The 19,287-nt window shown below is 66.8% G+C and carries 23 protein-coding genes and 1 tRNA gene; 8 read left to right on the forward strand and 16 right to left on the reverse strand.

The annotated features are described in order from the left end of the window. Positions 1-2: 2 nt before the first annotated feature. From HALXA_RS07680 to HALXA_RS07685, 3 genes are all read right to left on the reverse strand, one after another. Positions 3-1,031 carry a TIGR03557 family F420-dependent LLM class oxidoreductase gene (locus HALXA_RS07680; RefSeq protein WP_013879757.1) on the reverse strand — a complete coding sequence of 343 codons (1,029 nt, stop codon included), beginning with the start codon at positions 1,029-1,031 and terminating at the stop codon, positions 3-5. Between the two features lie 48 nt (positions 1,032-1,079). After that, positions 1,080-1,292, reverse strand: a complete 213-nt coding sequence (locus HALXA_RS21655) for a hypothetical protein (RefSeq protein ID WP_148263632.1) — start codon at positions 1,290-1,292, stop codon at positions 1,080-1,082. 267 nt (positions 1,293-1,559) lie between these two features. Then, positions 1,560-1,633: transfer RNA gene (locus tag HALXA_RS07685), tRNA-Tyr, on the reverse strand. A gap of 128 nt (positions 1,634-1,761) precedes the next feature. Here HALXA_RS07685 and HALXA_RS07690 point away from each other — a divergent pair. The 4 genes from HALXA_RS07690 (at position 1,762) to HALXA_RS07705 (ending at position 4,814) form a co-directional block, all read left to right on the forward strand. Further along, positions 1,762-2,472 (forward strand): double zinc ribbon domain-containing protein, encoded by a 711-nt coding sequence (locus HALXA_RS07690; protein ID WP_013879758.1) that lies wholly within the window; start codon positions 1,762-1,764, stop codon positions 2,470-2,472. A gap of 197 nt (positions 2,473-2,669) precedes the next feature. Then, positions 2,670-2,849, forward strand: coding sequence for a ribbon-helix-helix domain-containing protein (locus HALXA_RS07695; protein WP_013879759.1), 180 nt, complete (start codon positions 2,670-2,672; stop codon positions 2,847-2,849). 2 nt (positions 2,850-2,851) lie between these two features. Continuing rightward, the gene (gene ftsZ, locus HALXA_RS07700) at positions 2,852-4,051 is read left to right on the forward strand and encodes a cell division protein FtsZ (protein ID WP_013879760.1); all 1,200 of its coding nucleotides are present in this window, start codon (positions 2,852-2,854) and stop codon (positions 4,049-4,051) included. A gap of 364 nt (positions 4,052-4,415) precedes the next feature. Continuing rightward, positions 4,416-4,814 carry a double zinc ribbon domain-containing protein gene (locus HALXA_RS07705; RefSeq protein WP_013879761.1) on the forward strand — a complete coding sequence of 133 codons (399 nt, stop codon included), beginning with the start codon at positions 4,416-4,418 and terminating at the stop codon, positions 4,812-4,814. 123 nt (positions 4,815-4,937) lie between these two features. Here HALXA_RS07705 and ncsA read toward each other — a convergent pair whose 3' ends face one another. Continuing rightward, positions 4,938-5,903 carry a tRNA 2-thiolation protein NcsA gene (gene ncsA, locus HALXA_RS07710; RefSeq protein WP_013879762.1) on the reverse strand — a complete coding sequence of 322 codons (966 nt, stop codon included), beginning with the start codon at positions 5,901-5,903 and terminating at the stop codon, positions 4,938-4,940. 147 nt (positions 5,904-6,050) lie between these two features. On the opposite strand from ncsA, the gene HALXA_RS07715 reads away from it, so the two are divergent. Then, positions 6,051-6,794 (forward strand): hypothetical protein, encoded by a 744-nt coding sequence (locus HALXA_RS07715; protein WP_013879763.1) that lies wholly within the window; start codon positions 6,051-6,053, stop codon positions 6,792-6,794. A 28-nt stretch (positions 6,795-6,822) separates the two neighbouring features. Here the strand turns inward: HALXA_RS07715 and HALXA_RS07720 are convergent, their stop codons facing one another. Continuing rightward, positions 6,823-7,557: an alpha/beta fold hydrolase gene (locus HALXA_RS07720; protein ID WP_013879764.1), complete on the reverse strand. Its 735-nt coding sequence runs from the start codon at positions 7,555-7,557 to the stop codon at positions 6,823-6,825. A gap of 122 nt (positions 7,558-7,679) precedes the next feature. On the opposite strand from HALXA_RS07720, the gene HALXA_RS07725 reads away from it, so the two are divergent. Beyond that, positions 7,680-8,375 carry a DUF7095 family protein gene (locus HALXA_RS07725; RefSeq protein ID WP_013879765.1) on the forward strand — a complete coding sequence of 232 codons (696 nt, stop codon included), beginning with the start codon at positions 7,680-7,682 and terminating at the stop codon, positions 8,373-8,375. A 12-nt stretch (positions 8,376-8,387) separates the two neighbouring features. Here the strand turns inward: HALXA_RS07725 and HALXA_RS07730 are convergent, their stop codons facing one another. Then, a complete protein-coding gene (locus HALXA_RS07730; protein WP_013879766.1) occupies positions 8,388-8,786 on the reverse strand; it encodes a DUF7344 domain-containing protein in 399 nt (132 codons plus the stop codon). A gap of 134 nt (positions 8,787-8,920) precedes the next feature. Between HALXA_RS07730 and HALXA_RS07735 the strand changes: the two genes are divergently transcribed. Continuing rightward, positions 8,921-9,613: a helix-turn-helix domain-containing protein gene (locus HALXA_RS07735; protein ID WP_013879767.1), complete on the forward strand. Its 693-nt coding sequence runs from the start codon at positions 8,921-8,923 to the stop codon at positions 9,611-9,613. A gap of 93 nt (positions 9,614-9,706) precedes the next feature. On the opposite strand, the gene HALXA_RS07740 is transcribed toward HALXA_RS07735, so the two are convergent. From HALXA_RS07740 to HALXA_RS07765, 7 genes are all read right to left on the reverse strand, one after another. After that, positions 9,707-10,501, reverse strand: coding sequence for an ABC transporter permease subunit (locus HALXA_RS07740; RefSeq protein WP_013879768.1), 795 nt, complete (start codon positions 10,499-10,501; stop codon positions 9,707-9,709). Continuing rightward, a complete protein-coding gene (locus HALXA_RS07745; protein ID WP_013879769.1) occupies positions 10,494-11,516 on the reverse strand; it encodes an ABC transporter ATP-binding protein in 1,023 nt (340 codons plus the stop codon). Before HALXA_RS07745 ends, HALXA_RS07740 begins: the two co-directional genes overlap by 8 nt. Before the next feature lie 72 nt (positions 11,517-11,588). After that, on the reverse strand, positions 11,589-12,410 hold the full coding sequence (locus HALXA_RS07750) for a class I SAM-dependent methyltransferase (RefSeq protein WP_013879770.1): 822 nt from the start codon (positions 12,408-12,410) through the stop codon (positions 11,589-11,591). 96 nt (positions 12,411-12,506) lie between these two features. Further along, positions 12,507-13,376, reverse strand: coding sequence for a deoxyribonuclease IV (locus tag HALXA_RS07755; RefSeq protein WP_049895429.1), 870 nt, complete (start codon positions 13,374-13,376; stop codon positions 12,507-12,509). Positions 13,377-13,455: 79 nt separating this feature from the next. Beyond that, positions 13,456-14,376, reverse strand: a complete 921-nt coding sequence (locus HALXA_RS07760; RefSeq protein WP_013879772.1) for a lipoate--protein ligase family protein — start codon at positions 14,374-14,376, stop codon at positions 13,456-13,458. Positions 14,377-14,568: 192 nt separating this feature from the next. Continuing rightward, entirely contained in the window at positions 14,569-14,703 is a 135-nt protein-coding gene (locus tag HALXA_RS22355) for a hypothetical protein (protein WP_013879773.1), read from the reverse strand. A 48-nt stretch (positions 14,704-14,751) separates the two neighbouring features. After that, positions 14,752-15,810: an NAD-dependent epimerase/dehydratase family protein gene (locus tag HALXA_RS07765; protein WP_013879774.1), complete on the reverse strand. Its 1,059-nt coding sequence runs from the start codon at positions 15,808-15,810 to the stop codon at positions 14,752-14,754. A gap of 96 nt (positions 15,811-15,906) precedes the next feature. On the opposite strand from HALXA_RS07765, the gene HALXA_RS07770 reads away from it, so the two are divergent. Next, positions 15,907-16,683 carry a sugar phosphate isomerase/epimerase family protein gene (locus HALXA_RS07770; protein WP_013879775.1) on the forward strand — a complete coding sequence of 259 codons (777 nt, stop codon included), beginning with the start codon at positions 15,907-15,909 and terminating at the stop codon, positions 16,681-16,683. 24 nt (positions 16,684-16,707) lie between these two features. Here HALXA_RS07770 and HALXA_RS07775 read toward each other — a convergent pair whose 3' ends face one another. The 3 genes from HALXA_RS07775 to HALXA_RS07785 form a co-directional block, all read right to left on the reverse strand. After that, positions 16,708-17,766 (reverse strand): HEAT repeat domain-containing protein, encoded by a 1,059-nt coding sequence (locus tag HALXA_RS07775; RefSeq protein WP_013879776.1) that lies wholly within the window; start codon positions 17,764-17,766, stop codon positions 16,708-16,710. Between the two features lie 66 nt (positions 17,767-17,832). Then, positions 17,833-18,108, reverse strand: a complete 276-nt coding sequence (locus HALXA_RS07780) for a hypothetical protein (protein WP_049895248.1) — start codon at positions 18,106-18,108, stop codon at positions 17,833-17,835. Beyond that, a complete protein-coding gene (locus HALXA_RS07785) occupies positions 18,101-19,273 on the reverse strand; it encodes an ABC transporter substrate-binding protein (RefSeq protein WP_013879778.1) in 1,173 nt (390 codons plus the stop codon). Before HALXA_RS07785 ends, HALXA_RS07780 begins: the two co-directional genes overlap by 8 nt. Positions 19,274-19,287: the final 14 nt, after the last annotated feature.

The raw sequence follows: 19,287 nt of genomic DNA on the forward strand, positions 1-19,287 counted from the left end.
GGTTACGGCGTCGCCGTCACGTCCTTGAAGCGCGGGAAGACCTCCTCCTCGAGCACCTCGCAGAAGGCCTCCTGATCGGGGCTGTGGCTCTGGTAGACGATGTGGTTGAAGCCGGCGTCGACGTACTTCTCGGTGACGTCGACGATATCCTGGGGATCCGTCGTGATCGTCATCTCCTCTTTGAGAACCTCGGGGTCGACCTTGTCGCCGTGGTACTGCACCGTCCGCGGGTCGGCGATGTTCGCCTCGAAGAAGATGTCGAGCATCGTCCCGCGCCACGGGAGACACGGCTCGAGAGCGGCCTCCTCGCTGTCGGGGTCGTAGGAGACGTGGAGGTGGATCGAGCGGTCCATTTCCTCTAACGAGTCGTTCCGATCGGACTTCTTGACGCCCTTCCGGACCGACGGGAAGAGTTCCTCCTGAGCGCGCTCGGGGGATTCGAAGACCGTGACGTAGCCGTCGCCGAGGTCGCCGGCCATCCGGGCGAGCGTCGGCCCGTTGCTGGCGATGTAGACCGGCGGCATCTCGTCGGGGCCCGTGTAGAGGTTCGCCTCGTCGAACGACCAGTACTGGCCGTCGTAGCTGACGAACTCCCCTTCGAAGAGCGCGCGCATCATCCGGACCGCCTCAGCGGTCCGCTTCGCACACTCGCCGAACTCGGGCATCGGCAGGCCGAGCGGGCTCTCGTTAAGCGCCTCGCCGGAGCCGAGGCCGAGGAAGATCCGGTCGGGATACATCTCCGCGAGCGTCGCCAGCCGGTGGGCGACGTTACCCGGATGGTAGCGGTGAATGACGGCGGTGACGCCGGTCCCCATGACGAGGTCGTCCGTCCGCTCGAGCGCGGCGGGGAGCCACGACCAGGCGTTCCCGGCGTTGCCCGAGGAGCCGTCCTGCTTGTGATCGAGCCACGGGTGGAAGTGATCGCTCACCCACGCGGTGTCGAACCCCGCCTCCTCAGCGAGCTCGACCTGCTGCAGGCACTCGTCGGGCGTAAACTCCTCGAGAGATGCAAACCAGCCGAATCTGACCATATTTCTACCTTTAGTGACGGGGCACTAAGTCCATTCTTCACGGCGAATCTAACCGACATCCGTGACGCCGGCGCGCCGGTCACGGTTTCCGCGTTCGTTTCCGATTCCGTCGTGGCTCCACGACGGTTCGACGAGCGCCTCGAGCGTCGCTTTCCCATCGTGGCGGTCCGGTTCTCGAGTCCGACAACTGCTCCGGGTCGTCCGTCGCGTTACTCCCCTGGCCGGGCGCTCGCGCTCGAGGGTCGCTGCCGGCCACCCCATCGTTTCGCGTAGAGTTTTCAGACTGTGAGACAACTGTTCAGTTCCCGGAACTACACAGCGACGGACCGCTCCGCAGGCGAGACAGCGCTGCAATCACTGCCATCTCTCCCGCTGCTGTGAATTCGTCGCACGGCTCGAGGGCACGACGTCGACTTAGTCCAGATCGCGATTTGCGGTGACTTCTCGGAAATTAATTCGGCTCATAACGGACCAATGGATGCGCAAACGCAACTCCCCTACTTTGCTACAGTTCAACGAAGAAGGAAGTCCGCCCTCCCCGATTTGAACGGGGGACAAGTCGATCTACAGTCGACTGCTCTACCAGTCTGAGCTAAGGGCGGTCGCACTCATACGTAGCCGCCGAGGGAAACATAAGGGTTATCATTCGAACCGAACCCGAACCTGTCAGGACCGATGAACGGCAGAATGATTGATATGGGTGGCGTTTCAATGTGGTAGTATCCGCCCCATGAGCAAGATCACGTTCCGCGCCGACGACGACCTCGTCGAGGAACTCGAGGCGCTCGAGACCTCGAAGAGCGAGGCGATGCGGGAGGCGCTTCGAGCGTACCTCGAGGAGGAGGAGGAGGTGAGCGGTACGTCGGTGCAGGACGGATCGGACGGGGCCGAAAACGAGAGCGCAGCGCGCGCGAACGAAACCGCGATCGACGATCTGGTTCGCGAGCGCGTCGACGAACTCCTGACGGAGCGACTAGCGGAGATGGGATACAACGCGCACGGGCGCGAGGGACAGCCGCGCCCGCAGTCGTCCCAACCGCAGGACGTAAACGTCACGATCGCGCTCGAGGACGGGCGGGCGCGGCGCGTCGACGAGGCCCAGGGTTCGGCGTCGTCACACGCACGGCCACACACGCAGGCCCGGTCCGACTCGCGAGCGGGTCGCGAGAGCGAACACGGCCGCGATCGCTCGCAGCACCCGCAGGACGAGCCTCAGTCCCAGTCCCAGTCCCGAACGCCGAGCCGACAGCGCACGTGCGGCCAGTGCGGCGAGGACGTCGACGGCGAGCACGTCTTCTGTCCCAACTGCGGGGAGAAGGTTTCTCGCCGGTTGTTCTGCGACTGCGGCGACGAACTGCGATCGGACTGGGCGTTCTGCCCCAGCTGCGGCCGACGGACGGCGTCAGCGGACGTACTCGAGTCGAACAGTCAACGATCGTGACTGTTGTAAGACAGTGAGAGTTGCGTCTGACGAAACTTTTATTATCCAAGACAGTATTGCGTTTATTCGCGTAAGACGGTCGTCTTACAGCGGCCGACGGACGTCGGAAACCGCCCGATGTCGGGCGATTCCGGTGTAAGACACGTCGCGTCAGACAGGGGCGCGTTGCCGTCTTACCTCAACGGGGAATATCAACCATGGAGCGTGTGACACTGCGCATTCCGAAACAGCAGATCGAGGAGGTCGAACAGTTAGTTGACTCGGGCGAGTTCCCGAACCGGAGCGAGGCGATCCGGTCGGCCGTCCGCGAGATGATCAACGAAGAGTACGACGGACAGACCGAGCAGTCCCGTCAGCGTAATTGGGCCAAGGTGTAACGATGCAGGATATCGTTCAAGACGCCCTCGAGAACGCCGAACAGGAAGCCCGGCAGATGGACGCCGACATGGACGATGACGAGTTCGGCGATCCGCGAATCGTCATCGTCGGCTGCGGCGGCGCCGGCAACAACACCGTCAACCGGCTGTACAACATCGGCGTCGACGGCGCTGACACCGTGGCGATCAACACGGACAAGCAGCACCTCAAGATGATCGAGGCCGACACGAAGATCCTGGTCGGCAAGTCGCTCACCCAGGGACTCGGCGCCGGCGGCGACCCCTCGATGGGGGAGCGCGCGACCGAGATGGCCCAGGGCACGATCAAGGAAGTGCTCGGCGACGCGGACCTCGTGTTCGTGACCGCCGGCATGGGCGGCGGGACCGGCACCGGCGCCGCGCCCGTCGTCTCGGAGATCGCCAAAGAGCAGGGCGCGATTGTCGTCGGCATGGTCTCGACGCCGTTCAACGTCGAGCGCGCACGTACCGTCAAGGCCGAGGAGGGCCTCGAGAAGCTGCGCGAGCAGGCCGACTCGATCATCGTCCTCGACAACAACCGACTGCTCGATTACGTCCCGAACCTCCCGATCGGCAAGGCGTTCTCGGTGATGGACCAGATCATCGCCGAGACGGTCAAGGGCATCTCGGAGACGATTACCCAGCCGTCGCTGATCAACCTGGACTACGCCGACATGTCCACGATCATGAACCAGGGCGGCGTCGCCGTCATGCTGGTCGGCGAAACCCAGGACAAGAACAAGACCGACGAGGTCGTCAAGGACGCGATGAACCACCCGCTGCTGGACGTCGACTACCGCGGCGCCTCCGGCGGCCTGGTCCACATCACGGGCGGCCCCGACCTCACCCTCAAAGAGGCCGAGGGCATTGCGGACAACATCACGGAGCGACTCGAGGCCTCCGCGAACGTCATCTGGGGCGCCCGTATCCAGGAGAACTACAAGGGCAAGGTCCGCGTCATGGCGATCATGACCGGCGTCCAGTCGGCGCAGGTGCTCGGCCCGACGACCCAGAAGCAGGCCGACAAGTCCCGCGCGAGCATCGAAGGGCTCGACGAGACCGACTTCGACGCGAGCAACAACGTCGAAACCGCGAGCTCGAGCACCGGCACCGGCTACGGTGCCCAGAGCGACGGCGGCCGCGAGGAAGTCGAACAGCAGAACGGCGTCGACGTGATCCGCTAGTCGGCACGTCGCCGTAACGCGGTTCGCTCTCGGATCCGCTTTCGAATACCTGTTTTCCGTACCGTTCTCAGTGGCACTGCCGAGCAGCGACGACGGTAATTCAGCCTCGAGATTGTGACGACGTTCTGTCCAGTACTGCGCGTTTACGGCCGTATACGCCCGTAATAGAGGTCAGCAAATTCCGGTTCTGCTCCTGACGCATCCGTCGTTGGGAGTCCGCAGCCCCGATCCAGTGTCGACGTGAGCGTCCACCGATAAAGATAGATCGGTGCAACGACAGGAATCCGGTATGTCCCTCCAGACCGGATTGTAGGTCGTCGGACTCCTCGCCGTCGGCTACCTCGTTTTCACGGGGCTGCTCGCGATGGGACCGATCGGCTGGCTGGTCTTCGTCCCGATGCTGCTGATCGGCGGCTATCAGGCGCACCGCGAGCGGCGCGAGTGGTCCGAGGCCGAACGCGAGTGCGCTGCCCTCAACTACTGTCCCAACTGCGGATCGCCGGTCGATTCTGAGGGGTTCGACGCGATCGACGATTCGGAGGCCGACGAGGACGGTGACTGGCGGGTTCGCTACTGCTCGACCTGTGGGGCACCGCTCGAGTCGTTCCTGTCGCTTCGTTCTCGCGGCTCCGATACCAGTTCCGTCGACGAACGCTTCGAGACTGGCACCGATCGGTCGGGCACCGTGACGAACTGTTCGGACTGCGGCGCGCCCAACGATCCGGATCGAACGACGTGCAAGCACTGCGACGCCGAACTGTAAGACGGACTCGAGCCGTCGGTTACTACTCGAACAACTGAGTGAGTCGTCGGGAACGCGACGTGAAGGTGGCTGCGATCGGAAGACGCGCGACGGGATAGAGCGTTTCGGGAAAAGAAGCCGTCCTCAAACCAGCGTCTCGAGCAGCGAGCACTTCCGACAGACGTTCCGCGTTGTCATCGAACCGCACTGTTCGCACTCCTGTAGATCCGCACCGTCCTCGTTGTCGCCGTTAAACTCCGTAGCCGCCATTTGGGCCAGTTCCTCGTACCCCGAGAGGATCGAGTGGCGGGTGCCGGGGTGGTTCTCCTCGAGATCGTAGAGTAGTTGCTGGATCTCGCCGCGGTAGGCCTCGCTGGCGTGGGGACATTCCGTGATGTGGGCCGGAAGGTCGTTGAGGTGCGCGTAGAGAGCGACCTCCTTCTCGGGGACGTCCCGCAGCGGCTTCGCGCGCGGGATGAAATCGTCCTGGTCCTCGCGCTCCGAGAGCGGCCCGAGGCTGGCGTCGAAGTGTTTGGCGATCTGGGCGACGTCGCCCTCGAGGAAGTTCATCAGCGCGGTCTGGGCCTCGTCGTCCAGATTGTGGCCCGTCAGCAGGAGATCGGCCCCGTATTCGTCGGCGTAGCGCTCGAGAATATCGCGCCGAAAGACGCCGCAGTAGGCGCAGGCGGCCATGTTCTCGGGATCGTCCTCAACGACGTCGTCCATTCGAACGCCGAACTCCTCGGCGTAGCTGACGAGTTCGTGGCGGATCTCGAGGTCGTCGGTGAGTTCGACGCAGGCGTCGACCGACTTGTCGCGGTAGCCCTCGATCCCTTCGTGGATCGTCAGCCCGACGAGTTCGATGCGCGGGTCCTCGGCGAAGGTGTCGTGGAGGATCTGCGTGAGGACGACGCTGTCCTTTCCCCCGGAGAGGCCGATGACCCACGTTTCGGGGTCGTCGGGTGTGGCGTCCTGCGGAACGAGGTCGTCCCGTCGGACCCGTCGGCGCACCCGCTTCTCGACCGACTCGCGGAAGTGGTCCTCGCAGAGGTGTGCCCCCGAGTAGGCGGCGTGCATGACCGCCTCGTCGTCACACCGGTTACAGTCCATCGGCGGATCCTTGCCGACGAGCGCGTATGTCCGTTTCGTCTCTCAGCCACTCTTCGTTCGACCGCTCCAGCGAGGACTCGAAGAGGAACCAGCCAACTGGACGTGTCAACCGGTACGCCTTTCGACGTCCTCCGAGAGGGTGTCCGCATGGGAACGTACGATCGGTCGCCGTCGACGGGATATCGGCTCGTCGACGAGTTCGACGGCGGGTTCGGCTGGTTCGCACATCCCGACGAGGCGGGGTTGCGCGCGAGTCACGCTATCGTCGGAACGGGGGAGACGGGGACCGCCGCGTCCGACGCCACTTCGGACGCCGACGGCGACGTCTGGCTGTTCGACCCGCTCGAGGCGCCGGGCATCGACGACGAAATCGAATCGCTCGGCGACGTTGCAGGTGTCGTCGTCTGCTCCGACTACCACGCCCGCGACGCCGGCGCGTTCGCCCGTCGGTTCGACGTACCGGTCTACGTCCCGGCGTGGCTCGAGCGGGTTCCCGAGCGCGTCGACGCGCCGCTTGAGTTCGTCGACGGCGAACTCGGGACGTCCGGGTTTGCGCTCCGCGAGTCGCGTCCGATGCCGGGCTGGCGGGAGGCGATCGCGCACCGCCGCGCGGACGCGACGCTGTACGTGCCGGATCTCCTCGGCACTGCACCGCCGTATATCACCGGCGACGAGCGGCTGGCCGTCTACCTCCTCTGTCGACTTCGCCCGCCGACGGCGGCGTTCGAGGGCATCGCACCCGAGCGGATTCTGCTCGGCCACGGGTTCGGCGTCTTCGACGACGCGGCGGCCGTGCTCGCCGACGCGCTCGGGACGGCACGTCGGGGATTTCCCCGTGCGCTCGTTACGAACGGCCCGACGCAACTGCGGGCGCTTCTCGACGCGCTGTAAATCGTACTGAAAACGACAGCCGACCGCTTCAAGCCGGTACCGCCGCTTCCTCGTCTTCCGCCGTCTCTTCGACGGCTTCGGCTCCCTCCTCGAGCGCGGCCAGCAGCGTGTCGACGTGGCGCTCCCGGCTCGCCGAGGAGAACAGTTCGTGGCCGCCGTTGTAGAGGACGACGTGCTCGGCGGGGACCCGCTCGCCGATCGGTCGGAGGTCGATGACCGGGTCGCGCAGCGAGCAGAAAACGACCGCGTCGTGGTCGATCGCGAGCAGTTCCTCCTGGGCGTGGCGCGTCTCGCGGACGAACGCCGGCGACACCCAGCGGGGCAGCGTCGCGAGCTGGTGGTCGGTCGCCTTCTCGCCGAGCGCCGACCGGTCCATCTCGCCGACGGGGAGGAACGGGAACGTCGTCGGTACCTGTGAGACGCCCTCGAGAGCCAGGTCCGGGTAGGCGTTGCTGTACCCCCACCACGGGCTCAGGTAGACGTGGTTGTCCGCGCCGTCTAAGGCCTGCGCGACCAGCGCGCCGGCGCTGTGACCCAGCAGCTGGTACCCCTCGAGGTCGAGGACGTACTCGGCGATCGGCTCGAGCCAGTCGGCTTTGAAGTCGTCGATGTTGGTGGGGAGTTCGAAGGCGTGGACCCGGTAGCCGGCGTCGGTCAGCTTACCGATGAGCCAGCTGACGTTCTCGTGGGTCCAGCGGTTCCCCCAGCCCATGACGAAGACGAGTTCCTCGTCGCCGTCCTCGTTGAAGACGCGGTGTCGCATATCCTTCCGTTCGTCGGGAAGCGATAAAAAGCCCCTCTCTTGACACGATTCGCGACAGTCACTGCGCCGGCGCGGACGAGCACTGAGAAACGGTTTTGCGCCTCGAGACCCCAGTTCCGGTAATGACTGGCTTTGACCGCAGCGACGCGGTCGATCGACTCGAGGAACTCGTCGACACCGTCGAGAACGAGCGGATGCCCGTGCCGGTGCGGGAGGTCTGGGCGTTCGGCGACGTCGCGCTCGGGCTCGACCCCGTCGAGCGGCTCGACGTCTACCTGACGAAGGACATCCTGATGCGCGACGACAGCGCAGGTGGGACATCCGACGGCTCCGACGAGACTGACCCCGAAACGCGGTTCCGCGAGTCCCACGGCATCGAGGGCGTCGGCAAGTCCGTCCGAGCCGACTGGGCCGCCGAGCACCCCGAGTACCTCCGGGCCAACGCCGCCGGCCACGCCGCGCCCGAGAAGTGTCTCGCCGCCCACCTGATCGGGGACGAGGAAGAAAACCAGCCGATCCACCTCGAGGTCTGTAACTCGCCGTTCGAAGACAACGTCACCCAGCGGCTGCGCGGCGCGAAGTTGCGCGACGACTACACGCAACTGCTCGATCCCCGCGGCGTCTGCCTGTGGGCCGACGGCGTGCGCAGCGACGAGGCGTTCCGCAAGCTCCGCGAGAGCGAACTCGCCCTCCCGACGCTCTCTTCCGCCCTCGAGATGCTCGGGATGGAGGCCGACGAAGCGTCGGCGGCGGCCGAAGAACTCCACGCCTGGCGCGAGGATCAGGAGGGCGTCACGGTTCGGGGCGACGTCGTCTGATCGGGTACTCGGCTATCGGTCGTCCCGCTCTCGCTCGATCGGCGCGTCCTGCAGATTCGCGACAGTCGCCTGAACGCGCTCGAGCAGCGCCGCGGTCGCAGCGCGATCGAGGTAGACGGCCCCGCTGTGGCGGTCGTACTCGACTACCCCGGCCTCGGCGAGCGCGGGAAGGTGACGGTGGTGAAGGTCCGTCTCGAGGGTTTGTCTGCTGCAGTCCTCCTCCTCCCCCTCGGTTCCGATCGCAGCCGTCGCTTCGTCGGCGAGATAGTCGACCAGTTCCTCGAACGCGACGATGTCCGCGTCCGTCCGTAGCACGTACCGACAGAGCGCCCGTCGGTACGGATCGCTCAGCGCGTCGAATCCCCTATCGATCGGTACGTCTCCGTCGTCCCCCGCGTTCCTCCCGGCCATCGATCAGTACTGACCATGTCTATCGGATAGTTACCACACGTAAGTATTCACGCTATTTATTAGCACCCGAAATTCCCGCGGCGTAGGCCGAAACCCCGAAGGGAGGGTAGACCCTGGACAACGTACTTACAACGATGATCTTTGCGACGCTTCTGGTCGACTATCCCATTCTACGCGGGACGCTCTCGCACGCGCCCGACGCGATCGTAACCTGGGAACAATCGGATCTCACCGGCGACGGCGCCCACCGGATGCTCGTCTGGGTCGACGGCGACGACGACGCGATCGCGGCGTTCGACGACGCGCTCGAGGCCGATCCGACCGTGGCCGAACCCCTGCGCGTCGTCGACTTCGACGAGCGACGGCTCTACCACCTCGAACTCACGTGCGAAGGGCACCGGGAGAGCGTCTATCCGATCGTCGTCGAGGGTGGCGGCGTCTTACAGGACGTCACCGCGACGGCCGAGGGGTGGTTCTTTCGCGTCGCGTTTCCGAGCGCCGAGACGTTCGGCCGATTCCACGAGTTCTTCGTCGAGCGGGATCTCGACGTCGAGGTTCGACAACTGTACGACGTGTCCGACCGGGCCGAGGACTCGAACGCCAGCCCGAACACGAATCCGCCGTCGCAGTTCGGCCTGACCGCCAGCCAGCGCGAAACGCTCGTCGCCGCCGTCGACGCCGGCTACCTCGACATCCCTCGCGCCTGTTCGCTGGCCGAACTCGCGGACCGGTTCGACATTTCCTCGAACGCGGCCTCGGAGCGGTTCCGCCGCGGCGTCCGGACCCTCATCGAGAACTCGATCTACCCGGAAGACCGCTCGCCGTGACCGCGCCCGCAGATACTCGAGGTGAACATAGTCGGAAACGCGACCGCTCTCGACGGACGGGGAGGGTGTCCGAGCCGTCGTCGCCGCCTCGAATCAGGCGATATCGCGCCGTCGAAACCACCACTGGCTCGCAGCCAGCAGGACGAGCGTCATCGCGACGAGCACGCCCGCATCGACGAGGTCGTAGCTGCTCTCGAGCAGGATTGCGTTCGGATCGAAGTACCGCATCGGTGCGATCGCGCCGACCGCCTCGTAGTCGGTGCCGGCGAGCAGCGACTCGAGCATGAACAGGCCGAAGGTGACCCCGAGCGCGAGCCGCTGGGCGACGCTCGTTCGGTCGACGACGACGGAGGCGACGAGGCCGATCCCGGCGCAGGCGAAGAGGTAGGGCACGGCGAACGCGTGGAGGGCGAGCAGGTCCGCCGCCGAGACGGACTCGTCGACCAGCGCGGCCGCGACGTAGACGACGACCGGCACGACGGCATTGACGACGACGATCGGGACGGCCAACGAGGCGAACTTCTCCGCGACGGTTCGCGCCCGCGAAACCGGCATCGACAGCAGGATATCCATCCGCCCGTGCTCGACGTCGCCGGCGATCGTCCCGGCGGCGAGGTAGGCCAGGTAGAGCCCGAGCATGATCGTCCAGCCGAAGATGTAGAGTTCGAAGGCGAGAAACCCCTCGAGGACGGCCATCGTTCGGATGTCGAACATCTGGATGACCCCTTCGGGATACGCCTGCAGGAACTCCTCGTCGACGTCCTCGAACGAGCCGCTGAACGAGGGGTAGATCCAGATGACGACGACGGCCAGCAGCGACATCGCGACCGACAGGTAGAGACTCCCCGTGAGTCGGTGGCGACCGTCGTACCGGGCGAGTTCAAGCATCGTCGGTCACCTCAGTTGCAGTGCCCGCGTTCTCTCGCTCCCCTGCCCGCGGCTCGAGCGCGGACGCGGACTCCGTCCCGCCGCCGTCGCCGTAAAACCGCATGAACACGTCCTCGAGCGGCGCCTCCTCGATCGAGAGATCCAGCAGCCGGTACTCGTGAAGCCGCTCGAGCAGGGCGTTGACGTCGCCGGTGAACGTGAACGTACACTCGGTGAACGCGTCGGCCGCGGCTTCTGATTCGTCCCCAGTCGCGGAATCGGCGTCCTCGGAGCGTCCTCCCTCGAGGTCGTGCACGCCGGCGAGATCGACCGCCGCCATCGGGATCGGGTCGGCGGCGCGGAGGCGGACGACCTTGCCGCTCCGGTCGAGCAGGGCGTCGACCGGTTCGACCGCGACGAGGCGGCCGTTTCGGATGATGGCGACGCGGTCGCAGAGGCGTCGCACCTCGCTCAGGACGTGCGAGGAGAAAAACACCGTCACGCCGCGGTCCCGCTCGGCTCGGAGGAACTCGGCGAACCGCTGTTGCATCAGCGGGTCGAGTCCGCCCGTCGGCTCGTCGAGGACGACGAGGTCGGGGTCGTGCATGAACGTCGTCACCAGCCCGAGCTTACGAACGTTCCCGTGGGAGTACTCTCGAACCTCGCGATCCAGCGGCGGATCGAACAACTCGAGCAGTTCGTCGCTGCGCTCGTCGCCCTTGATCGACGCGTGCAGGTCGAGGATCTCCCGCCCGGTCGCCGACTCGTCGAACGCCGGATTGTCCGGCAGGTAGCCCAGGTTCCGTTTCGCCTCGAGCAGTTCCGACTCGTCGGTGACGTCGCGGCCGAGCAGCCGGGCGGTGCCGGCCGTCGGCGAGATGAACCCGAGCAGCGTGCGGATCGTCGTCGTCTTTCCCGCGCCGTTGGGCCCGAGGTAGCCGAAAATCTCGCCCGCCTCCACCTCGAACGTCACGTCGTCGTTGGCCAGCACCTCGCCGTAGTCCTTGGTCAACCCCTCGAGTTCGATGGCCGCCATACCGACCGAAGGACGGCTACCACCATGTAGCTCACCCCTCGTTGACACGACGGCGACCCTCGAGACCGGCGACTACGGCTCGGATTCGGCCCCGTCGACGCGGCCGACGGTAACGAAGAACGGCACCGTCTCCTCGCGCTCGTACTCGCCGGTTTCCATCTGATCGACGACGTCGCGTCCCATCTCCCGCCACGCGCTGCGGAGGTCGTCGTACTCCGCTTCCGTCAACGCGCCCTCGAGCATCGTCTCGCGGTCGTCGGCCAGCCCCGCGCCAGTCGCCTTTCGGCGGGCTTCGAGCAGCGCCCCCTCGTCGTAGGGCGGCTCGACCGTCCGGACGTGATCGTACCGGCGCGTTGCGAGTAGCTCGAGGCCGGCGTCCTCGAACGCGTCGCGGGCGTCGGCCCCGAGCGCGACGTCGGTGTCCACGCCGTCGAGGTAGGCCCGCCGCGCCCGCCGCTCGAGGGCGTCCTCGCGGTCGACGCTCGAGTCGACGTCGACGGCGGCGTTGTTCGGCTCGACGGCGGCGACCAGGTCCGAGGAGACCCGGGCGAATTCGGACACTGCAGCCGCGGGGTCGGGCAGGTTGATCAACAGCGCCTGACAGACGACCAGATCGAAGGCGTCGTCCGCGAACGGCAGCCGCAGAGCATCGCCGGCGACGACCGGCACGTGTTCGCCGGCGAGCTCGAGAAGCGCTGGGTCGGCGTCGCAGCCGACGACCTCGCAGTCGGCCGGCGATTCGGCCGCGAGCACGCGACTCAGCTCGCCGGTGCCACAGCCGACGTCCAGAATCCGCTCGCGGGACGCGAGGTCGAGCGGCTCGAGGGCCTCTCGGGAGTCGTCCCACATTCCCCGTCGGGTCCGACGAAGATAGTCTTCGGAGAACTCGCGCACGGGGCGGAATAGTGACGTCTCGAGTAAAAACGGGTCGATTCGACGCGGAGTTGCCGATCGACGGCAGCAACTAACGCCGCAGACCGCCGTCCGCCGTTACTCCTCGCGCAGTTCCTTGACCTTCTGAATGTTCCACTCGAAGCCGCGACCGTCTTCGGTCGGCGTCTCGAGCGCGAAGGGCAGGTCCCGCAGGTCGGGGTGGTTGACGATGGCCTTCATGCCGTCCTCGCCGATGTAGCCCTCGCCGATGTGGGCGTGTTCGTCCTTGTGCGTGCCGACGTCGTGTTTCGAGTCGTTGAGGTGGATGTACTCGAGGTACTCGAGGCCGACCTCGTCGTCGAACCGCTGGACGGTCTCGTCGACGGCCTCGGGCGTCGTGAGGTCGTTGCCCGCGACGAGCGTGTGGGCGGTGTCGATGCAGATGCCGATGTCCGTCTCGGTGCGGTCGATGATGCCCGCGAGGTGTTCGAACTCGCCGCCGAGCTTCGTCCCGCTGCCCGCGTCGGACTCGATGAGGATCTGAACGTCGTCGGGGACCTCGAGTTCGTCGATGAGACTCGCCGCGTTGTCGAGGCCGCCCTCGACGCCCGCGCCGGTGTGCGCGCCGAGGTGGACGTTGACGTAGGGAATCCCCAACTGCGCGGCGGCGTCGAGTTCCGCCTGCATGCTCTCCTTTGACTTCCGCCGGAGGTCGTCCTTGGGGGTGCAGAGGTTGACCAGATAGGCCGAGTGGATCACCCACGGTCCCTCGAGTTGCTCCTCGGTTTCGTCCTGGAAGCCTTCGGCGGCCTCGTCGCTGATCTCGGGCTGGGCCCAGACCTGCGGCGAGGTGGTGAAGATCTGGCCGCAGTTGCCGCCGAACGCGCGCTGGCGGTGGACGGCGTTGCGGATGTCGTCGTACGGGGGCGTCTCGTCGTCGGAGGAGACGCGCGAGCCGGAGATCGAAACGTGTGCGCCGACCTTCATGGTCATGGATTCCCGTCAGTACCGGTTCGTGATAGGTACTTCGGACCCGATCGGCGCCGACGCGAGGCGCCGCCGCGCGCTACTGCTCGCCCGCCTCGAGCACCTCGCGATCGCGGATCCACGCGTCCGATCCGTACTTTCGGTCGGCCAGATCGCGGGCGGCCTCGAGTTCCCGATCCTGCCAGTCGCCCGCGTCGGCGTCGCACCAGTCTCGGAGCGCGTCGCCGATCGTTGCGACCGCCTCCTCGCGCGCGGTTTCGCCTCCCGTCTGCTCGCGGATGCTCGTCACGCGATCGGTAAACGTCGACGCCTCGAGGTCGGCGTCGAACGTTCCGACGTGGCGCTCGGGCTCGAGGTCGAAGCTGATCGAGCCGTGCTGGATGACGACGTCGCGCTGGCGGTACTGGGCGTTGCCGCTGATCTTCTTCGGCGCGGGGTTGCCGTCGTCCCCGCTCGAGTCTCCGCGCTCGTCTCCGTCATCGGTCGCGGCCGAAGACGCGGGTGCAACGATGTCGTGGGCCGGATGGATGTCCCGCAAGTAACAGGACGGCTGGTAGATCGCGTCCTGTTCGCTCGAGGCGAAGTCGGCGTCGACGCCCAGCCGCTCGAACGCCTCGAGGATCGGCTCGCAGAACAGCGCGTAGCAGTCCATCAGGTCGCCCGGCACCTCGTCGGCCGGGGCGACGATCGTGTAGGAGATGTCGACGCGGCGGTCGTGGTAGATCCCGCCGCCGCCGGTCTGCCTGCGGGTGACGTCGATCCCCTCGCGATCGCAGTAGTTCCAGTCGACCGTCTCGGCGTCCTGCCGGTAGCCCAGCGAGAGCGTGCTCGGCTCCCAAGCGTAGGTTCGGACGGTTCGAACGCCGTCCTCGAGCGCCGTCTCGGCGGCGATCTCCTCGAGGGCCATTTGGGTCGCGCCGTCGCGGGGATCGTCGCGGATCAGCCGCCACTCCCGGTCGGCGAGGGCGTCGTGGTCGTCGCTGTCTGCGGCGTCGGTCATACCCGTCTAGTCGCGCTCGACGGAATTAGGCTTAGGGGACTCGAGCGGGTGCCGACGTCCTAATTACTCGTTGCGCTCGCGCCGCTCTCGCCGTCCCGCTGGACTCGGGGCCGGCGTCGTCGGGCGGCCGCGGTGCGATTTGCGTGGACCGAACGGTGAACTCGCGTACGGGTCCGGTCCACGCATACGGCGTCACTTCTCCGTGAAAAACCGAAGTGCGCCGCCGACGAGGATCAGGAGCGCGCCGAGCGCGATCCCCAGCGGCGGCGGGAGCGGGGTGAAGCGCACGATCCCGACGAGAATGATGACCGTGGAGAGTCGAACCATGTTCGCTCGTAGTCCGAGAACGCGGAAAAGGTCGCTGCGTGATTTACGCTACGAGCCGATGTGCTCGAGGAACTTCCCGATCGCGGTGTCCCACGCCTCAATAATTTCGTCGTCGTTCGCGCTGTCCCAGGGGTCGATCGCGTCGCGGGCCTCGAGATCCGCGATCGTTCGCCGCATCCCCTCCTCGAAGTCGATCGTGTACTCGAAGCCGAGATCGCGCCGCGCTTTCGCGTTGTCGAAGACGGTGCTGTACTGGAAGTGCGCCTTGAGCATGTCGGTGCGGTCGGGAGCCGCCTCGCGGAGTTGTTCGGTCGGGATGTGGACCAGTTCGGGGTCGGGCGCGTCCATCGCGTTTGCGACCCGTTGGTGGTACTGGTTCCAGGTGATTACCTCCTCGCTGGTGACGTGGTAGGCCTCGCCGTAGGCGGTCTCGTTGCCGACGGCGCCGACGAACGCGCGGGCGACGTCGTCGCGGTGGCAGGAACCCCACAGCGAGGTGCCGTCGCCGTGGACGACGATCGGCTTCCCCTTGCGGATGCGGTCGAGGTAGTAGGTGCCGCTCCCGAAGGTGTGGAAGACCGATCCGCCCTCGCCGTAGGTGCTCCAGGGGCGGACGATCGTCGTCGCGAACTCGCCGTCCGAATCGGTGCCGGTGACGGATTCGGGGCCGTCGTGGGCCGCGAGAAAGACGTCCTCCGCGGCGGCCTTGTCCGCGCCGTACTCGCTGACCGGTTCGACGCCCTCGAGGTCCGACTCCCGCGGCGCGTCCTCGGTCGCCGGATTGCGCTCGAGCGGGCGGTGGTAGACGTCGACCGTCGAGCAGAAGACGTACTGTTCGATCGCGCCGCCGAAGGCGTCGACCGCCTCGCTCGCCTGCTCGGGCGTGAAACAGACCATGTCGACGACGCAGTCGGGGTCGGCCTCGCGGGCGGCCCGCTCGAGAGCCGCCCGATCGTTGCGGTCGCCGGTGACGAACTCGACCGCGTCGGGAACCGGCGCGTCGGTTTCGCCCCGCGTGAAACAGACCACCTCGTGGCCGGCATCGACCAGTTGCCGCGTGATGCCGGTGCTGATGACGCCCGTACCGCCGATACAAAGAACGCGCATGGGTCTCGGTCATGCCGGGCGCGCATAAACCCGCGCACCGGCCCCGTCGCCCGCCGCGTCCCGAATGCTTTTGGACCGCTCGGTTCCACTGGGGCTATGTCACAGCCGTTCGCGTTCGATCCCGGCGTCCAGAGCGTCGTCTTCGGCGACGACTCCGTCGAAACCGCCCTCGAGCGTCTCGCAGCGTCGCCGACCGAGCTCGCGACGCTCGAGCTCTGGGCCGAGCACCGCCCGCCGACCGACGACGCGGCCGATCGGGCAGCGCTCCAGCGCGGGCTCGCCGGCGCCGGCGTCGACGTCCGCGGCTACGGGGTCGTCGATCTCGCGGACACCGGCGAGGCCCGCGAGTACGTCGCGTTCGCGTCCCGACTGGGCGCCGACTACGTGACGGTCAACTACCCGCCGGACCGCGACGACATCACCGAAGAACTGCTCGCCCTCGCAGCGGCGTTCGAGATCGACGTCGCGATCCACAACTACTCGTCGGTCCACCACGACGACCTCTCGCAGGTGTTCTCGTCGATCGACGACGTGCGCGCGGTGCTCGAGCGCCACGACGATCCGCGGCTGGGCGTCTGCGTCGACACGGGCCACTTCCTCGTGGCGTCGGTCGATCCCGCGGCCGTCGTTCGGGAGTTCGGCGACCGCATCGTCGCCGTCCACCTCAAGGACACCTCCGACGCCGAGGTCGAGGACCTCCCCGGCGCCGGCGCACTCGAACTCGAGCGCGTCGTCGGCCTGCTCGACGAGCACGTCGATCGCGAGGTCCCGCTGCCGCTGATCATCGAGTACGAACTACCCGCAGAACGAGCGGTCGATGCGCTCGCGGAAGCCGAACGGAACGTTCGCGACTCGCTCGCCGCGCTCGAGTAGCGCTCCCTCGATCTGTCTGCGCGGTCAGTACGGCGCGCCGCACCGCGGACACATCGGCGGCGCGCCGTCGGGCAGGGCGAGTCCGCAGTGGGGACACTCGTCGTCGGCGTCCGGCGACGACACGGTCGCCGCGATCTCGTCGGTCGTCCGGCGAATCGCGTCGATATTTCCGATCTCTCCAGTCTCGTCCGAGCTATCGATCGCCGGATCAGAGTCGGGTTCAGCGAGCGCGCGGGCCGCGTAGCGGGCGCGTTCGGCGAGAAACGCGGTATCGGCGTCCTCGAGCACCTCGAACTCCGCCTGCAGCACCGACGCTTCGACGTCGCTCTCGCTTTCGGCGCCGACCCCGTCCGCGCGAGCGAGCAGTCCCAGCGCCTCCGCGGCGCGGCCGCGGACGTAGTCGTTTTCGGCCTCGTCCTCGACTCGAGCCACGAGTCCGCCGCTGGCCTCGCCGAGTGCGCCGGGCCGCTCGCAGCCGATCGCGACGAGCGCCGTCGCGAGGTGGTACCGGACGAGTTCGTGCTCGTCGCCGAGGAACGCGGCGAGGGTTTCGACGTGGTGGTCGAGCCGCGTCGGCTCGCCGATCGCCACGCACGCCAGCGCTTTCGCCAGCTTCGGCCGGACGTCCGTCTCGTCGAACGAGAGTCCGATCCGCAGATCCGCGAGGACGTCGGGCGAGGCGACCTCGTCGGGGTGCTCGAGCGCGACGTACCCGAGCGCCTCGGCACACCGCGCGCGGACGTAGTAGAACTCCGCGTCGTCGGCGAGACGCTCGCCGAGGGCGGGAACTGCCTCGACGACGGCGTCGGGTTCGTTCGCGGCGACGGCGACGAACAGTTTCGCGGTCGTCAGCCGAACCGCCCGTCCGTCGTCCTCGAGAAATCGTCGGAGCGTCGGAACGAGCGGCCGAACCCCCGCCCCCTGCTCGTCGACGAGCGTTCGGAGGTCCCGGAGCGCCGTCTTCCGAACCTCGGGGTCAGCGTCGGCGAGTCCTTCGAGACACGTCCGCGCAGCCGCGTGCTCGCGCTCCTCGACGAGGGCCGTCAGTCGATCCGCCGCGGGGACAGTTGTCGAATCGTCCATCGATACGGTATCGTGTCACCGTTTTTTGTCGAGTAGTTAATAAATACTCCGCTCGAGAGCGGGCGCTTACCGGCGGACCCGAACCGGCCGCTCGGCCCGGAGGAACGGCTCCGAATCCGCGGACGCCGCGAACTCGAGGCCACCCGACGCGCTCGCGCGGACGTCCCACGCCGGGAGTTCGGGGATGCCGTACGCGGCCGGCTCGCGGTAGCGGTGTGCGATCGTCCAGCGACGGGCGAGCATCGACGACGAAGCGCCGACCGCGGTTTCCGAACCGGCTCCTGTCGATTCTGAAGTAGCCCCGCGATCGCGCTCGATATCGGCGCCGTCCCGCTTACTCATCGTCGAACGCCCCCGTGACGATATCCGCGACCCGCTGGCGATCGAACAGTTGCTCGTCGCCGAACTCGTCGGGGTAGAGTCCCCGAGCGGCCCGCTCGAGCTGGAACAGGTGGATGATCGGTCCCTGGTACGTGAGCCCGCCGTAGATGATCCGGTCGTTCTGGACCGCCTGCAGCTCGCTCGCGACCTCGTGATTACGCAGGTGCGAGGCGATTTCAGACTCGAAGTACTCCTCGGTGATCTCCCCCTGCAGCCTGATCGCGAGGACGTCCGGATCGATCTCGAGCAGCGTTTCGTAGTCGATCTCGCCGCCGCCCGCCTGCGCGTCGGCGACGCCCTCGGCGGCGAGCGCGTCGCCGACCTCGAGGTCGCGCCAGTGCTTCGACTGGATACCGTCGCCGATCCGGTACGGGTAGAACGTCTCGGGCGGGACTTCGGCCGGGTACAACACGGCGACGTCAGGCGTCTCCGCGGGCAATCGCGACTGGACGTCCGAGAGCACCCCGTCGTGGAGCTGCTCGAACGCCTCGTAGCGAGCCCGCTCCTGGAATACCTCGGCGACCGTTTCGAAGGCCTCGTACAGCCCGTAGTACCGATACTCGTGCCAGTCGTAGACGCGCGTGAAACTCGTGTTTCCGATGAAGGGTCCGACTTGCGTGGCGATTTCGTCGACGTCACCCCGATCCCACTCGAGGCGGTTGATCATGAAGTTCGGGTCGATGAGGTGGACGTCCGCCTCGAGTTCGTAGAAGCGTTCCTTTCCGGTGCCGTCCTGCCACAGTTCCGTGAGGTCGTCCTCCGCGACGGAAACGCCGGGGAGTTCGTCGTACAGATGCGTGCCGAACCGCGCTCGGACGCCGATGCCGGTGAGGCCGTCGGCCTGCCCGAGCGCGACGCCCATGTCGGCGTAGTCGCCGGTGTAGGGGAGCCACGTCTCTGGAACCGCATCAAACTCCACGGTGCCGACCGGTTCCATCGTCACGGAATACGACTCGTCCGACTCCGTCGCCGACTCGTTCGACGAGTCAGTCTCGTTCGACTCGCCGGGCGCATCCGTTCCGTTCCCACCGGTACAGCCCGCGAGGAGGCCCCCGCCTATGGCCGCGCCGCCGTACTTGATCGCGTCTCGCCGCGTCGGTGCGTCGGGCTGGCTCGCGTCGTCCATGCTCTTTAGGCTCG

This window comes from Halopiger xanaduensis SH-6, from assembly GCF_000217715.1.
GTDB lineage: Archaea > Halobacteriota > Halobacteria > Halobacteriales > Natrialbaceae > Halopiger > Halopiger xanaduensis.

What these genes read in the sequence shown, in the direction of transcription:
- ncsA (WP_013879762.1), bottom strand. Translation starts at nt 5,903, where the DNA reads ATGGACTGTAACCGGTGTGACGACGAGGCGGTCATGCACGCCGCCTAC.
- HALXA_RS07775 (WP_013879776.1), bottom strand. Translation starts at nt 17,766, where the DNA reads ATGGACGATTCGACAACTGTCCCCGCGGCGGATCGACTGACGGCCCTC.
- HALXA_RS07690 (WP_013879758.1), top strand. Translation starts at nt 1,762, where the DNA reads ATGAGCAAGATCACGTTCCGCGCCGACGACGACCTCGTCGAGGAACTC.
- HALXA_RS07720 (WP_013879764.1), bottom strand. Translation starts at nt 7,557, where the DNA reads ATGCGACACCGCGTCTTCAACGAGGACGGCGACGAGGAACTCGTCTTC.
- HALXA_RS21655 (WP_148263632.1), bottom strand. Translation starts at nt 1,292, where the DNA reads ATGGGGTGGCCGGCAGCGACCCTCGAGCGCGAGCGCCCGGCCAGGGGA.
- HALXA_RS07695 (WP_013879759.1), top strand. Translation starts at nt 2,670, where the DNA reads ATGGAGCGTGTGACACTGCGCATTCCGAAACAGCAGATCGAGGAGGTC.
- HALXA_RS07745 (WP_013879769.1), bottom strand. Translation starts at nt 11,516, where the DNA reads ATGGCGGCCATCGAACTCGAGGGGTTGACCAAGGACTACGGCGAGGTG.
- HALXA_RS07785 (WP_013879778.1), bottom strand. Translation starts at nt 19,273, where the DNA reads ATGGACGACGCGAGCCAGCCCGACGCACCGACGCGGCGAGACGCGATC.
- HALXA_RS07680 (WP_013879757.1), bottom strand. Translation starts at nt 1,031, where the DNA reads ATGGTCAGATTCGGCTGGTTTGCATCTCTCGAGGAGTTTACGCCCGAC.
- HALXA_RS07765 (WP_013879774.1), bottom strand. Translation starts at nt 15,810, where the DNA reads ATGCGCGTTCTTTGTATCGGCGGTACGGGCGTCATCAGCACCGGCATC.
- ftsZ (WP_013879760.1), top strand. Translation starts at nt 2,852, where the DNA reads ATGCAGGATATCGTTCAAGACGCCCTCGAGAACGCCGAACAGGAAGCC.
- HALXA_RS07740 (WP_013879768.1), bottom strand. Translation starts at nt 10,501, where the DNA reads ATGCTTGAACTCGCCCGGTACGACGGTCGCCACCGACTCACGGGGAGT.
- HALXA_RS22355 (WP_013879773.1), bottom strand. Translation starts at nt 14,703, where the DNA reads ATGGTTCGACTCTCCACGGTCATCATTCTCGTCGGGATCGTGCGCTTC.
- HALXA_RS07755 (WP_049895429.1), bottom strand. Translation starts at nt 13,376, where the DNA reads ATGAAGGTCGGCGCACACGTTTCGATCTCCGGCTCGCGCGTCTCCTCC.
- HALXA_RS07780 (WP_049895248.1), bottom strand. Translation starts at nt 18,108, where the DNA reads ATGAGTAAGCGGGACGGCGCCGATATCGAGCGCGATCGCGGGGCTACT.
- HALXA_RS07730 (WP_013879766.1), bottom strand. Translation starts at nt 8,786, where the DNA reads ATGGCCGGGAGGAACGCGGGGGACGACGGAGACGTACCGATCGATAGG.
- HALXA_RS07735 (WP_013879767.1), top strand. Translation starts at nt 8,921, where the DNA reads ATGATCTTTGCGACGCTTCTGGTCGACTATCCCATTCTACGCGGGACG.
- HALXA_RS07715 (WP_013879763.1), top strand. Translation starts at nt 6,051, where the DNA reads ATGGGAACGTACGATCGGTCGCCGTCGACGGGATATCGGCTCGTCGAC.
- HALXA_RS07770 (WP_013879775.1), top strand. Translation starts at nt 15,907, where the DNA reads ATGTCACAGCCGTTCGCGTTCGATCCCGGCGTCCAGAGCGTCGTCTTC.
- HALXA_RS07705 (WP_013879761.1), top strand. Translation starts at nt 4,416, where the DNA reads ATGGGACCGATCGGCTGGCTGGTCTTCGTCCCGATGCTGCTGATCGGC.
- HALXA_RS07760 (WP_013879772.1), bottom strand. Translation starts at nt 14,376, where the DNA reads ATGACCGACGCCGCAGACAGCGACGACCACGACGCCCTCGCCGACCGG.
- HALXA_RS07725 (WP_013879765.1), top strand. Translation starts at nt 7,680, where the DNA reads ATGACTGGCTTTGACCGCAGCGACGCGGTCGATCGACTCGAGGAACTC.